The 14,358-nt window shown below is 73.0% G+C and carries 13 protein-coding genes; 6 read left to right on the top strand and 7 right to left on the bottom strand.

From position 1 onward, the window contains the following. Window positions 1-89: 89 nt before the first annotated feature. Window positions 90-974 (bottom strand): LysR substrate-binding domain-containing protein, encoded by an 885-nt coding sequence (locus AB0F01_RS25050; protein ID WP_362099890.1) that lies wholly within the window; start codon window positions 972-974, stop codon window positions 90-92. 131 nt (window positions 975-1,105) lie between these two features. Between AB0F01_RS25050 and AB0F01_RS25055 the strand changes: the two genes are divergently transcribed. The 4 genes from AB0F01_RS25055 (at window position 1,106) to AB0F01_RS25070 (ending at window position 6,066) form a co-directional block, all read left to right on the top strand. Next, entirely contained in the window at window positions 1,106-1,777 is a 672-nt protein-coding gene (locus AB0F01_RS25055) for a succinate dehydrogenase (protein WP_362099892.1), read from the top strand. A 1-nt stretch (window position 1,778) separates the two neighbouring features. Further along, entirely contained in the window at window positions 1,779-3,728 is a 1,950-nt protein-coding gene (locus AB0F01_RS25060; protein WP_362099895.1) for a fumarate reductase/succinate dehydrogenase flavoprotein subunit, read from the top strand. Next, window positions 3,725-4,474 (top strand): succinate dehydrogenase/fumarate reductase iron-sulfur subunit, encoded by a 750-nt coding sequence (locus AB0F01_RS25065; protein WP_362099898.1) that lies wholly within the window; start codon window positions 3,725-3,727, stop codon window positions 4,472-4,474. The genes AB0F01_RS25060 and AB0F01_RS25065 overlap by 4 nt, the downstream gene beginning before the upstream one ends. 731 nt (window positions 4,475-5,205) lie before the next feature. Then, window positions 5,206-6,066 carry a DUF2382 domain-containing protein gene (locus AB0F01_RS25070; RefSeq protein WP_362099901.1) on the top strand — a complete coding sequence of 287 codons (861 nt, stop codon included), beginning with the start codon at window positions 5,206-5,208 and terminating at the stop codon, window positions 6,064-6,066. A gap of 31 nt (window positions 6,067-6,097) precedes the next feature. Here AB0F01_RS25070 and AB0F01_RS25075 read toward each other — a convergent pair whose 3' ends face one another. Then, window positions 6,098-7,114: an LLM class flavin-dependent oxidoreductase gene (locus AB0F01_RS25075; protein WP_362099903.1), complete on the bottom strand. Its 1,017-nt coding sequence runs from the start codon at window positions 7,112-7,114 to the stop codon at window positions 6,098-6,100. 328 nt (window positions 7,115-7,442) lie between these two features. On the opposite strand from AB0F01_RS25075, the gene AB0F01_RS25080 reads away from it, so the two are divergent. Continuing rightward, complete coding sequence (locus AB0F01_RS25080) at window positions 7,443-7,937, top strand: hypothetical protein (RefSeq protein WP_362099905.1); 495 nt, start codon at window positions 7,443-7,445, stop codon at window positions 7,935-7,937. A 79-nt stretch (window positions 7,938-8,016) separates the two neighbouring features. Here AB0F01_RS25080 and AB0F01_RS25085 read toward each other — a convergent pair whose 3' ends face one another. Then, entirely contained in the window at window positions 8,017-8,232 is a 216-nt protein-coding gene (locus tag AB0F01_RS25085) for a dodecin (protein ID WP_362099908.1), read from the bottom strand. Between the two features lie 229 nt (window positions 8,233-8,461). Here AB0F01_RS25085 and AB0F01_RS25090 point away from each other — a divergent pair, with 229 nt between their 5' ends. Continuing rightward, complete coding sequence (locus AB0F01_RS25090; RefSeq protein WP_362099911.1) at window positions 8,462-9,721, top strand: extracellular solute-binding protein; 1,260 nt, start codon at window positions 8,462-8,464, stop codon at window positions 9,719-9,721. 183 nt (window positions 9,722-9,904) lie between these two features. Here AB0F01_RS25090 and egtD read toward each other — a convergent pair whose 3' ends face one another. The 4 genes from egtD to egtA are packed head-to-tail and all read right to left on the bottom strand — an operon-like array spanning window position 9,905 to window position 14,356. Next, window positions 9,905-10,873: an L-histidine N(alpha)-methyltransferase gene (egtD, locus tag AB0F01_RS25095; RefSeq protein WP_362099914.1), complete on the bottom strand. Its 969-nt coding sequence runs from the start codon at window positions 10,871-10,873 to the stop codon at window positions 9,905-9,907. Beyond that, complete coding sequence (egtC, locus tag AB0F01_RS25100) at window positions 10,870-11,712, bottom strand: ergothioneine biosynthesis protein EgtC (RefSeq protein WP_362099916.1); 843 nt, start codon at window positions 11,710-11,712, stop codon at window positions 10,870-10,872. The genes egtD and egtC overlap by 4 nt, the downstream gene beginning before the upstream one ends. Next, the gene (egtB, locus tag AB0F01_RS25105) at window positions 11,712-13,031 is read right to left on the bottom strand and encodes an ergothioneine biosynthesis protein EgtB (RefSeq protein ID WP_362099919.1); all 1,320 of its coding nucleotides are present in this window, start codon (window positions 13,029-13,031) and stop codon (window positions 11,712-11,714) included. Before egtB ends, egtC begins: the two co-directional genes overlap by 1 nt. Next, window positions 13,028-14,356 carry an ergothioneine biosynthesis glutamate--cysteine ligase EgtA gene (gene egtA / locus AB0F01_RS25110; RefSeq protein ID WP_362099922.1) on the bottom strand — a complete coding sequence of 443 codons (1,329 nt, stop codon included), beginning with the start codon at window positions 14,354-14,356 and terminating at the stop codon, window positions 13,028-13,030. The genes egtB and egtA overlap by 4 nt, the downstream gene beginning before the upstream one ends. Window positions 14,357-14,358 lie beyond the last annotated feature (2 nt).

Genomic DNA, 14,358 nt, shown 5'->3' on the forward strand with positions numbered 1-14,358 from the left:
GGCGGCGTCGTCCGGCTCCCGCACGGCGGCGGGAGCCGGGGCCGGGGCACCCCGGCCGTCCCCGCGGGAGCCGGTCCCGCCCGCGCCGGTCAGCGTTCCAGCAGCATCCGCTGGAGTTCGCGGGCCGCGCGCGGGGGTGCGACGTCGCTGCGGTGGGCGAGGGCGATGGTGCGGTCCAGGCCGGGACCGGCCAGCGGGGTGACACGCAGGCCCTGGCCGGAGCGCGCGGCGACCATGCGGGGCACCACCGCGACCCCGAGGCCGGCCCGGGCGAAGCCCAGCACCGCGTCCATCTCGCCCCCCTCCACCGCGAAGTCCGGCTCGAAGCCCTCCGCCCGGCACGCGGCCACGGTCAGTTCCCGCAGGTCGTAACCGTGCCGGAACATCACCAGCCGTTCGCCCTCCAGGTCCGCGATGCGCACCGACCGCCCGCCCCGGCCCGGCGCGGGGGCGTCCGGCGAGGAGACGACCACCAGGTCCTCGCGCAGCAGCTCCACCGTGGTGAGGGCGGGGGAGGGGGAGGGCAGCGGCAGGACGACCAGGGCGAGGTCGAGGGCGCCGCGGGCCAGCTCCCGGACCAGGTCGTGCGATCCGCCCTCCTCGATCAGCAGCCGGATGCCCGGGTAGCGGTCGTGGAAGGCGCGCAGCACGTCCGGAAGCAGGCCCGTGCACAGGCTCGGGGTGGCGCCCAGGCGCACCCGGCCGCTGCGCAGTTGCACCAGTTCCTGCACCTCGTGCCGGGCCGTGTCGGCGTCCGCCAGGATCCGACGGGCCAGCGGCAGCAGCGCCTCGCCCGCGGCGGTCAGCGTGATGTTGCCGCGCGCCCGCAGGAACAGATCGGCGCCCAGTTCCCGCTCCAGGGCCTTGATCTGCTGCGACAGCGACGGCTGCGCGACGTGGACCAGCTCGGCGGCCCGGGTGAAGTGCCGGGTCTCGGCGACGGCCACGAAGTACTGGAGCTGGTGGAACTGCATACGGCCATCCTAGCCCTGCCATAGGTGATCCCTATGGAAACGAGGCGTTCCATGTCTTGGACCGATGAGGCCTTTCGGCCCTAGCGTCTGATGACATGGCTCTGGCAACGCGGACGGACCGACGACCGTCCATGGCACGCAGCGTGTGGGACTCGACCGTCGGCAAGAAGACGGTGATGGCGGTCAGCGGCCTGATCATGCTGCTGTACCTGGTCGCGCACATGCTCGGCAACCTGAAGATCTTCTTCGGGACCGACGACTTCAACCAGTACGCCCACTGGCTGCGCACCCTGGGCGAACCGTTGCTGCACTACGAGTGGGCGCTGTGGGGGGTCCGCGTCGTGCTGGTCCTCGCGGTCGTCGCGCACGCCGTCTCCGCGTACCAGCTCAGCCGCCGCGACATCAAGGCGCGCCCCAGCAAGTACGTCCACAAGAAGGCCCGCACCAGCTACGCCACCCGCACCATGCGCTGGGGCGGGGTCATCCTCGGCCTCTTCATCGTCTGGCACATCCTGGACCTGACCACCGGCCACGTGCACGCCGGCGGGTTCGAGTCCGGCAAGCCCTACCAGAACGTCGTGGACACCTTCTCCACCTGGTACGGCAACGTCATCTACATCGTCGCGATGCTCGCGCTCGGACTGCACATCCGGCACGGCTTCTGGAGCGCCGCCCAGACCCTCGGCGTCGGCAGCAGGACCCGTGACCGCGCCCTGAAGATCTCCGCCAACGTACTCGCGCTGCTGCTCACGGCCGGCTTCGTCGCCGTGCCCGTGGGCGTCATGACCGGAGTGGTGAGCTGACATGACCTCCTACGCCGACTACCGCACCGGTGAGCCGGTCGCCGACACCAAGGCACCCGCCGGACCCGTCCACGAACGCTGGGACACGCGCCGCTTCGAGGCGAAGCTGGTCAACCCCGCCAACCGGCGCAAGCAGACCGTCATCGTCGTCGGCACCGGGCTCGCGGGCGGCTCCGCCGGCGCCACGCTCGCCGAACAGGGTTACCGTGTCATCCAGTTCTGCTACACGGACTCCCCGCGCCGAGCCCACTCCATCGCCGCGCAGGGCGGCATCAACGCGGCCAAGAACTACCGCAACGACGGCGACTCCGTCCACCGCCTGTTCTACGACACCGTCAAGGGCGGCGACTTCCGCTCCCGCGAGTCCAACGTCCACCGCCTGGCCCAGATCTCGGTGGAGATCATCGACCAGTGCGTCGCCCAGGGCGTGCCCTTCGCCCGCGAGTACGGCGGGCTGCTCGACACCCGCTCCTTCGGCGGCGTCCAGGTCTCCCGCACCTTCTACGCCCGCGGCCAGACGGGCCAGCAGCTGCTGCTCGGCGCCTACCAGGCGCTGTCCCGGCAGATCGCCGCCGGGAACGTCGAGATGCACCCGCGCACCGAGATGCTCGACCTGATCGTCGTCGACGGCCGGGCGCGCGGCATCGTCGCCCGGGACCTGATCACCGGGAGGATCGACACGTACTTCGCGGACGCCGTCGTCCTCGCCACCGGCGGCTACGGCAACGTCTTCTACCTGTCGACCAACGCCATGAACTCCAACGCGACCGCCGTCTGGCGGGCGCACCGGCGCGGCGCGTACTTCGCCAACCCCTGCTTCACCCAGATCCACCCGACCTGCATCCCGCGCACCGGCGACCACCAGTCCAAGCTGACCCTGATGAGCGAGTCGCTGCGCAACGACGGCCGCATCTGGGTGCCGAAGGCCAAGGGCGACACCCGCCCGCCGAACGAGATCCCCGAGGACGAGCGCGACTACTACCTGGAACGCATCTACCCCTCCTTCGGCAACCTCGTCCCCCGCGACATCGCCTCCCGCGCCGCCAAGAACGTCTGCGACGAGGGCCGGGGCGTGGGCCCCGGCGGCCAGGGCGTCTACCTGGACTTCGCCGACGCCATCCGGCGGATGGGCCGTAAGGCCGTCGAGGCCAAGTACGGCAACCTCTTCGACATGTACCAGCGGATCACCGACGAGGATCCGTACCGGGTGCCGATGCGGATCTACCCCGCCGTGCACTACACGATGGGCGGCCTGTGGGTCGACTACGACCTCCAGACCACCGTCCCGGGCCTGTTCGCGATCGGCGAGGCCAACTTCTCCGACCACGGCGCCAACCGCCTCGGCGCCTCCGCGCTGATGCAGGGCCTGGCGGACGGCTACTTCGTCCTCCCGGCCACCATCAACGACTACCTCGCCCGCAACCCGCACAAGGAGGAGGTCGACGCCGGCCACCCCGTTGTGCAGGAGGTGCTGGCCGAGACCGAGGACCGGCTCAACCTGCTGCTGTCCGTGGACGGCGACCGCACCCCGGACTCCTTCCACCGCGAACTCGGCGAACTGATGTGGGAGTACTGCGGCATGGCCCGCAACGAGACGGGCCTGCGCAAGGCGCTCGAACGCATCCCGCAGATCCGCGAGGAGTTCTGGCGCCGCATCCGGGTCCCCGGCACCGGCGAGGAGTTCAACCAGTCGCTGGAGAAGGCCAACCGCATCGTCGACTACCTCGAACTCGCCGAGCTGATGTGCCTCGACGCACTGCACCGCAGCGAGTCCTGCGGCGGTCACTTCCGCGAGGAGTCGCAGAGCCCCGACGGCGAGGCCGAGCGCAAGGACGACGAGTTCGCCTACGCGGCGGCCTGGGAGTTCACCGGCACGGGCACCGCCCCCACCCTGCACAAGGAAGACCTCGTCTTCGAGTACGTCCACCCCACCCAGCGGAGCTACGCATGAAGCTCACCCTGCGCGTCTGGCGGCAGAAGAACGCCGACGCCGAAGGCGCCATGTCCACGTACGAGGTGGACGGCATCTCCGCCGACATGTCCTTCCTGGAGATGCTCGACACCCTCAACGAGGAACTCATCCTCAAGGGCGAGGACCCGGTCGCCTTCGACCACGACTGCCGCGAGGGCATCTGCGGCGCCTGTTCGCTCGTCATCAACGGCGACGCCCACGGGCCCGAGCGCACCACCACCTGCCAACTGCACATGCGGTCCTTCCAGGACGGCGACACCATCGACATCGAGCCGTGGCGGGCCTCCGCCTTCCCGGTGATCAAGGACCTGGTGGTGGACCGGTCGGCCTTCGACCGGATCATCCAGGCCGGCGGCTACATCACCGTGCCCACCGGCTCGGCCCCGGAGGCGCACGCCACCCCGGTGCCCAAGCCGGACGCCGACCTCGCCTTCGAGAACGCCGAGTGCATCGGCTGCGGCGCCTGCGTCGCCGCCTGCCCCAACGGCGCGGCCATGCTGTTCACCGCGGCGAAGGTCAACCACCTCAACGTGCTGCCCCAGGGCGCCCCCGAACGCGAGACCCGCGTCCTGGACATGGTGGCGCAGATGGACGAGGAGGGCTTCGGCGGCTGCACCCTGGCCGGCGAGTGCGCCACGGCCTGCCCGAAGGGCATCCCGCTCACCTCCATCACGGGCATGAACAAGGAGTGGCTGCGCGCCACCCGCAAGGCGGCCAAGCGGTAGGGCCGCCCCCAGCGTTCGCCGCAAGGGCGGACGGGCGGGACCGGGCGTGGTGCTCATCCCCGGTCCCGCCTCGTGCTGTTCGAGCAGGCCGGTCCGGCGCCCGAATCCACCGGTCCAGCTGCTCCCGGCTCCACCGGTCCGGCGTCCGAATTCACCGGTCCGGCTGCTCCCGGCTCCACCGGGCCGGCCCTCCGGCCTCGCGCCCTCTCTGCCGGTCCGGTGCTCGAGCCGTACGGCTTTGTGGCTGGTCCGGTGCTCCGGTCCTCTGGTGCTCCGGTCCTCCGGCCTCCCGGCCGGACCGGTCCGCGTGGGCCGCCGGCCTGCCCGCCGGCTCCCCGCGTCCGGGCTGCTGCGTTCCTCGCACGGGGCCGCCCTGCCCGTCCCGCCGGGGCCGTGTGTCGGCCGGCCCCGCCGGTCCGTGCGCCCGGCCCGTGTGGTCGCGAAGGCCGAGAGCATCCGGTACCGGCCCCCGGGCGGGCCGCCGGTCGCGCGAGGCGGGTGCTCCACCTCGGCCGGGACCGGTTGCGGGCCCTGCCGGACACGGCGCGGATCAGGGAGGGACCGCGCGGGGGAGGGGCGGTCGCAGGGGTCCGGCGGAACGCCGGTGGCCGGTGGCCAGGGGTGAGCACTGCGGGAAATCAAGTGCTCTTTACAGCTTATGTCTGTTTCTGTGACGGTTTGGCGGAGAACCGGAAGGGAGTAGTCCCAGTCCGAAAGGAGGGTGACATCAGATGATCACCCGCGATGAGATCCCGACCCTGCTGGATCACCCCGTCTACGACGGTGAGGGCAACAAGATCGGTGACGCCAAGCACGTGTTCTTCGACGACATGAGCGGGCGCCCGGAGTGGGTGAGCGTCAAGACGGGCATGTTCGGCTCCAGCGAGTCGTTCGTCCCGATCCACGACGCCACCCTGGTCGAGGACCACCTGGAGGTCCCGTACGGGAAGGACAAGGTCAAGGGGGCACCGAAGGTGGACGTCGACGCGGGCGGACACCTGTCCGCGTCCGAGGAGCACCGCCTGTACGACTACTACGGCATCAACTGGGACAACGTGCTGTCCGACGAGCCGGGACACGCCGAGGACGACGCCACGACGTCGGGTACGGCCGGTACCGCGGGCATGGCGGGCACGGCCGGTACCGCGGGCATGGCCGGTACGGCCGGAACCGCCGGGCGTGAGGCCGGGACCCGCGACGACGGCGCGATGACGCGCTCCGAGGAGGAGATGCACGTCGGTGTCGAGCGGCGCGAGACCGGCAGGGCCCGGCTGCGCAAGTACGTGGTCACCGAGGAGGTGGAGCAGACCGTGCCCGTGCGCCGCGAGGAGGTGCGCATCGAGCGGGAGCCCATCACCGCCGAGAACCGCGACGAGGCGCTGTCCGGACCGGAGATCGGCGAGGCCGAGCACGAGGTCACCCTGCACGAGGAACGTCCGGTGGTGGAGACCGAGACGGTCCCGGTGGAACGGGTGCGCCTGACCACGGAGGAGGAGACCGACCAGGAGACCGTCCGGGGTCAGGTCCGCAAGGAGCGCATCGAGGCGGAGGGCGTCGAGGACGTGCCGCACAAGCAGCGCCGCACGGAGTGACCGGCGGGCGACGGCGCGCGCCGGTGCGGTGTCACCGGTGCGCGCCCTCGGCCGCGCCGACCACCGCGGCGAGCCGCCGGTACGAGTCCAGCAGGGCGTCGCGGTCGTACGTGCTGGTGGTGACCAGCACCTCATGGGCGCCCGTCTCCTCCAGCACCGACTCCAGCGCCCGCGCCACCTGCTCCTCCGTCCCGGCGATGTGCCCCGCGAGGCCGGCGGTGTACAGCTCGCGCTCCTTGGCCGTCATCGCCGTCGCCTCCACGCGTTCGGCGGGCCGCAGCGGCGGGAAGGTGCCGCGGGTGCGCGCATGGGCCATCGACCACGCCTCGGGCACCAGGAGCCGTCGCGCGCTCTCCTCGTCGGCGGCCACCGCGACCGTGCCGGAGATCACCACGTAGGGCTCGTCCGCCCACACCGACGGCTCGAACTCCGCGCGGTAGCGGTCGATACCGCGGCGCATGCGGTCCCGGCTCCGCAGATCGCCGATCACCATCGGCAGTCCGGCCCGCGCGGCGATCCGGGCACCTTCCCCCATGGCCAGGACGAACGGCGGCACGACCAGGCCCTCCGCGGGCCGGGCGCGCACTCCGGTCGGCGACGTCCCCCGGAACCAGCCCAGCAGCTCGTCGATCTGTGCGCCGAAGTCCTCGGCGTCCTCCTTGTCGCGGCCCAGGGCCCGGCGCACCCCGTCGGTGAAGCCGACCGAGCGGCCCAGCCCCATGTCGATCCGTCCCGGGTACAGGGACTCCAGCACCCCGAACTGCTCGGCCACCACCAGCGGCCGGTGGTTGGGCAGCATGACCCCGCCGGTGCCCACTCGGATGGTCCGCGTGGCCGCGGCGACGGCGGCGGCCAGCACGGTCGGCGCCGAACCGGCGACCCCGGGCACCCCGTGGTGCTCCGACACCCAGAACCGGTGGAAGCCCAGCCGCTCCGCCTCCCGTGCTAGCCGCACGGTGTCACGCAGCGCCTCGGCATCGGTGTGGCCCTCCCGGGTGCGGGAGCGGTCCAGGACGGAGAACCGGGTACGGGAGAGCATCGTGGTCACACCCCTTTCAACGCCTGGACCGACCGGCCATTCCCGCCCGCCGTCCTGTGCGCTCCCCGCTCCCCCTGTCTGCCGCCTGGACGCGGGTTCCGGTGCCCTGCCTAGGTGAGCGGCCGGCCCGGTCCCGGTGCCCTGCCCAGGTGAGCGGCCTGGTCCCGGGGTTCGCCTCTTGCGTGGCCGGGCCCCGCTGTTCCGCCCCTCTACGCGGCCCGGTCCCGGGACCGTCGCCCAGCGGGCCTGCCGCCCCGCTCGGCCGCGGCATCGTCGCCCTGCTCGGCCGCGGGGCCGCCGCCCCGCCCCCGGCCGGCGGAGCCTCTAGGCTGGGCGCGTGACCGACAGCAGCAAGCGGCGTCCGCTGGCCGTGTTCGACCTGGACAACACGCTCGCCGACACCGCGCACCGCCAGCGGTTCCTGGAGCGCAGGCCCCGCGACTGGGACGCCTTCTTCGCCGCCGCCCCGCACGATCCGCCGCTCGCCGAGGGCATCGCGCTGGTGCACGAGAGCGCGCGGGAGTGCGAGATCGTCTACCTCACCGGGCGGCCCGAGCGCTGCCGCCGTGACACGACACGGTGGCTCGCCGCCCAGGGGCTCCCGGAGGGCGCGCTGCACATGCGGGGCGACTCCGACCGGCGGCCCGCCCGGTTCACCAAACTGGCCGTGCTGCGCCGGCTGGCCCGCGGCCGGGAGGTCCGGGTCCTGGTGGACGACGACGAACTGGTCTGCGCGGACGCCCGCAAGGCGGGGTTCACCGTGCTGCACGCCCGGTGGGCGACCCCCTCGGGCGATCTGAAGGCGGCCCAGGAACGGGAGGGCCGCACCTGAGTCAGGTGCGGCCCTCCCGTCCCCCTGAGCCGGACGTACCGACCCGCGTCCGCTGCGCCGGGCACACCGGTCGGACGGTTCAGTCCGTGCCCTCCAGCCGGAAGCCGACCTTCAGTCCCACCTGCCAGTGGCGGATCTCCCCCTCCTCGATGTGACCGCGTACCTGGGTCACCTCGAACCAGTCCAGATTGCGCAGGGTCTCCGAGGCGCGGGCGATGCCGTTGCGAACGGCCTGGTCCACACCGTCGGGCGACGTGCCGACGATCTCGGTGACGCGGTACGTGTGGTTCGACATGCGAGGGCTCCTCTCCGTGGCGGCTCCGCGTCCCGTCGCGGACACCACCTGCAACACGAGTCACTCCACCGTGCCCCACGGCGCGGCGGAGCGCGAGACAGCGGGCGGGTACCCAGGACCCTTGACCGCTCTCATTGGTCCATACCAAGATGCGGGTACCCGTCCGAGCGCCCGCTCGTCCCCCCACGCCGGGCCCCGCACTGTCCCGTCAGACAGAACAGGACCCCTCGTGAGACCTCGTCTGCTCGCCCTCGTCTGTGTCTCCGCCACCCTCCTCGGTGGCTGTGGCCTCCTGCCCGGCGGTTCCGCCGAGCGGCAGACCGTGACGGTGTGGCTCATGCGGCACAGCGCGTCGCAGGACTATCTGGACCGCTTCACCGAGGACTTCGAACGCCGGCACCCCGACATCGACGTCGACATCCGCATCCAGGACTGGACCGGCATCGGCGAGAAGGTCCAACGGGCCCTGGGGGACGAGGAGTCCGACGGCCCCGACGTGATCGAGGTGGGCAACACCCAGGTCACCCAGTACGCCGAGGGCCAGAAACTCCTCGACCTCACCCTGGAGTCCCTGCGCGACTGGGACGGCAACGACTGGCTGCCCGGCCTCGCCGAACCGGGCAAGTGGGGCTCCCGCCAGTACGGGATCCCCTGGTACGCGGCCAACCGCGTGGTCATCTACCGCAAGGACCTCTTCCGGCAGGCGGGCATCACCGAGCTGCCGAAGACCCGCGACGAGTGGCTCGCCGTCACCGAACAGCTCAACACCGGCGGCACCCAGGGCATCTACCTCGCCGGGCAGGACTGGTACACCCTCGCCGGGTTCATCTGGGAGGAGGGCGGCGAACTCGCCGAGGAACGCGACGGGGTCTGGCACGGCGCGCTGGACAGCCCCGCCGCGCTGCGCGGCATGGACTTCTACCGCCGGTTGCAGGCCCTCGGCGACGGCCCGGTCGACGCCGACGAGGAACACCCGCCCCAGGCGGGCGTGTTCGCCGAGGGAAAGGTGGCCCAGATCGTGGCGGTCCCCGGCGTGGTGAGCGCCGTCCTCAAGGAGAACCCGGACCTGGAGGGCGAGTTGGGCTACTTCCCCGTCCCCGGCCGTAAGGAGGGCCGGCCCGGTGCCGTCTTCACCGGCGGCTCGGACCTGGTGATCCCGGCGGTCACCGACCAGCGCAAGGCCGCCGTCACGGTGGTCTCCGAACTCGTCGGGACCAAGTGGAACACCGACCTGGCCCGCACCATGAACTACGTGCCCAACAAGACGACCCTCGCCGACACCGTGGGGGGCGAGGAGGCCGTCGCGGCCATGGCGGCCGGTGCCGCCCGGGGCCGGGCGACCCCGAGCACACCGGAGTGGGGCCGCGTCGAGGCGGACAACCCGATCAAGGACTTCATGACGAAGGTCCTCAAGGGCGCCGACCCGGCCGAGGAGGGCAGGCGCGCCTCCCGGCGCATCACCGAGGCGCTGGAGGTCGACATCCACTGACCGCCCGGGCGCCGGGGGACCGGGCGGCCCGGCCGGGAAGGCGGATCCGGACAACCGGTGCCGGAGGCGGATCCCGGAGGGCGGACCTCCGGCCCGCGCCGCCCGGTCCGGCGCACACGCCGGACCGGCCGGGCGCCCGGCGGGTCTCCCGCCCTGGTCCTGCCCGGGCGCCCGGAGGGGCGCTCACTCCTCGCGGGCCACGCTCAGCGACAGCGCGAACCGGTCCGCCCCGTCGGTCCACCACCGGGTCAACTCGAACCCGGCGGCGGCCAGGTCGGCCCGCACTCCCTCCTCACGGAACTTGGCGGACACCTCCGTGCGCAGCTCCTCGCCCTCCGCGAAGTCGACGACGAGACCCACGCCCGGGATCTTCACCGTCTGTGCCGTACGGGAGCGCAGCCGCATCTCGATCCACTCCCGGTCCGCGTCCCAGACCGCCACGTGCGCGAACGCGTCCGGGTCGAAGTCGGCGCCCAGCTCGCGGTTGATCACCGTCAGCACGTTCTTGTTGAAGGCGGCCGTCACTCCGGTCGCGTCGTCGTAGGCCCGGACCAGCACCTCCTCGTCCTTGACCAGGTCCGTGCCGAGCAGCAGTGTGTCGCCCGGGGCCAGCAGTCCGCGGACGGACGCCAGGAAGCCGGCCCGCTCGTCGGGCAGCAGGTTGCCGATGGTGCCGCCGAGGAACGCCACCAGCCGGGGGCCGGGGGAGTCGGGCAGCGTCAGGGAGGAGGTGAAGTCGGCGATCAGCGCGTGCACCCGCAGTCCCGGCCGCTCGTCGGCGATGGCCTGTCCGGCCCGGGTGAGGGCGCTCCCGCTGACGTCGACGGGCACGTAGGTGTGCAGGCCGGTGAGTGCGTCGAGCAGGTGCCGGGTCTTCTCCGACGACCCCGAGCCCAGTTCGACCAGGGTGCGGGCGCCGGAGACGGCTGCGATCTCGTCGGCCCGGGCTAGCAGGATCTCCCGTTCGGCACGGGTCGGGTAGTACTCGGGCAGCTCGGTGATCCGCTCGAACAGCTCGCTGCCGTGTGCGTCGTAGAACCACTTCGGCGGCAGGGTCCGCGGCTCGCGGGTCAGGCCGTGACGGACGTCGGAGCGCAGGGCGGCGTCCGTGGCGTCCTCGGGCAGGGTGCGGGTCAGCTGGAACGGGCTCACGGGGAGGGCTCCTCGGTGGGGGCGTCGGATGCGTGCGGGGCGGGACCGGCAGGGCGGGCGGCGGAACGGTCGGGAGCGGCGGGAGGGGCGGCCGGGTCCTTGAGGGGCGTCAGCAGCACGTCGGTGCCGCTCGCCGCGAGCAGGGTGCGGTCGGGGACCTCCCGCCAGTGCGGATCGTCGTCGTAGGGCTCGGAGGCGACCACCGTGCCGCCGCCCGTCCGCGACCGGTACCACAGACTGTCGCCCCAGGCCGTCGCCGTGATCGTGTCACCGTTGGTGAGCAGCAGGTTGAGCCGGGCGTCCGGCGCCGCCTCGGCGACCTCCACGACCGTGTCGGCGAGAGCCTGCCCCTCGGCGTCCCCGGCGCGCAGCCGGGCCAGCACCAGCGCCCACACGAACGCGGAGTCGGTGCGGGCCTCCATCGCCAGCACCTCCGCGGCGGGCAGGGTCGGCACCAGCGGCGCGAGCGAGCCCGGCCAGCCCGGCACCGCGCCGTTGTGGCTGAACAGCCAGGTCCCCGCGGCGAACGGCGCGGCGGCGGCCTCCGCGTCGGCACCGGCCAGCGTCGCGTCCCGCACGGCCGCGAGCAGCGCCCGGGTGCGCACCACCCGGGCCAGATCCGCGAACGACAGGTCGGCCCACACGGGCCCCGCCCGCCGGTAGCGGGCCGGCACCGGGTCGCCGTCCGCGTACCAGCCGACCCCGAACCCGTCGGCGTTGACCGTCCCGTAACGCTGCCGCCGCGGCGCCCAGGACTGGCGGTACAGGCCGTGCGGCGGCTCCACCAGGAGCGCACCGATCGGCAGCTCGGGCCCCGTGTACGCCAGGTGACGGCACATCAGGAAGCCTCCGCCGAACGCGCGGTGCGGAACCCGGAGAAGATCTGCCGCCGCACCGGGAGGTCCCAGTTGCGGAACGTCCCCCGGCAGGCCACCGGGTCCACGGCGAACGAGCCACCCCGCAGCACCTTGTACTCCGGCCCGAAGAACACCTCCGAGTACTCCTTGTACGGGAACGCCCGGAACCCCGGGTACGGCAGGAAATCGCTCGCCGTCCACTCCCACACGTCACCGATCAGCTGGCGCACCCCGAGCGGCGACGCCCCGGCCGGATAGCTGCCGGCCGGCGCCGGACGCAGGTGGCGCTGGCCGAGGTTGGCGTGGCCGGGCCCCGGTTCGGCGTCGCCCCACGGGTAGCGCGTCGAGCGGTCGGCCACCGGATCGTGCCGCGCCGCCTTCTCCCACTCGGCCTCGGTGGGCAGCCGCCGCCCGGCCCAGCGCGCGTAGGCGTCGGCCTCGTACCAGCTCACGTGCAGCACCGGCTCGTCCGGCGGCACCACCTCGGTGACCCCGAACCGGCGCCGCAGCCACTGCCGGCCGTCCCGCCGCCAGAACAGCGGCGCGACGAGGCCGGCCCCGCGGACGTGGTCCCATCCTGCCGTCGTCCACCAGCGCGGGTCGTCGTAGCCGCCGTCCTCGACGAACGCCTGGTAGGCGCCGTTGGTGACCGGCGTCGTGTCGATGAAGAACGGCGTCACCTCCCGCCGGTGCGCGGGCCGTTCGTTGTCCAGCGCCCACGGTTCGGTGGACGTGCCCATGGTGAACGGCCCACCGGGCACCAGGACTTCGGAAGGCCCGGTGAACAGCGGGACCGGCTCCGGGTCCGGTGCGGTCAGCGCCTGCGGTCCCCGCCTCAGCTGATGGGTGATCAGCATCGTCTCGTCGTGCTGCTGTTCGTGCTGCGCGATCATCCCGAACGCGAACCCGGCCTCCGTCAGCCGCGCTCCGGTGAAGGCGGCGGCCTCCAGCACGTCCAGGGCCCGGCCGCGCACCTCGGCCGCGTACCTGCGGGCCTCCTCGGGCGGCAGCAGCGGAAGGCTCGGACGTTCGGCGCGGGGATGCTCGAAGGCGTCGTAGATGCCGTCGATCTCGGGGCGCAGCGCCTCCTGGCCGGCCACGGCCCGCAGCAGCCACTGCTCCTCCTGGTTGCCGATGTGGGCGAGGTCCCACACCAGCGGCGACATCAGGGGCGAGTGCTGCGCGGTGAGGTCCGGTTCGTCGACACAGCTCGTCAGCAGCGTGGTGCGGTCCCGGGCGGCGACGAGTGAGGCGACCGCGCGTTCCCGCAGCGCGTCGGCGTCCAGTGCGGGGTCGGTCATGAGGGGAAGTCCTTCCCGTGCGGAAGCGGCGCACGCCTCGGCGGGCCGCCGGACGGTGTCGGGAGCGCGGCGTCGAGCAGGTCGTCGGCGGGGCACCGGCCGCGGGCCACGTAGCGCTCCCGGAAGGCGTCGACGGCGTCGACCACCTCCGCCGTGGCGCCCAGCCGGGGCAGCGCCTCCAGCGCCGCCGCGAAACAGACCGTGGCCGCCTCGCGCAGCTCCGCGTCGGCCAGGCCCGCGCGGGCGGCGTCCCGCCACAGCGCGTTGTGCGGTGCGGGCAGGCCCAGCGCGCGCTCGGCCAGGGGTTTCACCGCCCGGTAGGCGGTCTCGCTCGCCTCAGGGTCGTCGAACAGTGCCGCCGTCACCGCGAGCGGCACGATCCAGCCGTCGTCGCCCGGCTGCGCGTCCATCATCCGCAGCTCCAGGTGACCGCGCGGCCGTACCGGCGGGAACAGCGTCGTGGCGTGGTAGGCCAGGTCGTCCCGGGTCGGCGCCCGGGGGACACCGGAACGCGCCCACGCGCGGAACGTGAGCCCGTCCGGCACCTCCCATGCCCGCCCGTCGTCCTGCCGCACGCACATCACCGGCGCGTCGAGAACGTGCCGGGCCCACGCGCCGCGAGGATCCGCGTCCTGGGGAGGGCCGCCGGCCCGGTCCGGGCCGATCTGCTCCCAGCGCAGCTGCCGCGTCGACCGCCAGCCGGTCGGCCGGTCACCGGCCAGCGGCGAGTTCGCGAACACGGCCACCAGTACCGCGCCCAGCAGGTGGGCCAGCCACCAGCGACGGACGTGGCCGAGCGGACCCGGCTCCTCGTGTCCGGCGTCGACGCACACCTGCACGGACGCGGACGCGCACATCATGGAGCGGCCGGCGGGACCGGTGCGGTCCAGGCACGCCTCCATCGCGTCGTAGCGGGGCGCGCGCAGGAACCGGCGGGGCGTGTGCCAGGGGGCGTGGCCCAGTCCGACGAGGCACAGACCGTCCCGGCGCAGGACCGCGCGGACGGCGTCCAGGTCGGCGGAGACGGTGGCGACGCACTCCATCAGCGTGGCGGCGGGCGGCGAGCTCAGCTCCAGCTGACCACCGGGTTCCACGGTGAGTGCGGACCTCAGGGGAACGGGCCGCAGGGCGGCGTAGGCCGCTTCGAGTCGTTCGGCTGTGACGGGGAGCCGCGGTTCCCGCAGCTCGTGGACCAGCCATTCCACCTCGACACCGAGACGGCGCGGCGGTCCCGTCTTGAAGCAGATGCCCCGCACCAGGGCTTCCGCGTCGGCTTCCGTGACCACGGCCTCCGGAGCACCGGGGGCATCCTTCGTATCGGACATGT

Origin of the sequence: Streptomyces sp. NPDC029526 (assembly GCF_040637405.1) — a bacterium.
Classification (GTDB): Bacteria; Actinomycetota; Actinomycetes; order Streptomycetales; family Streptomycetaceae; genus Streptomyces.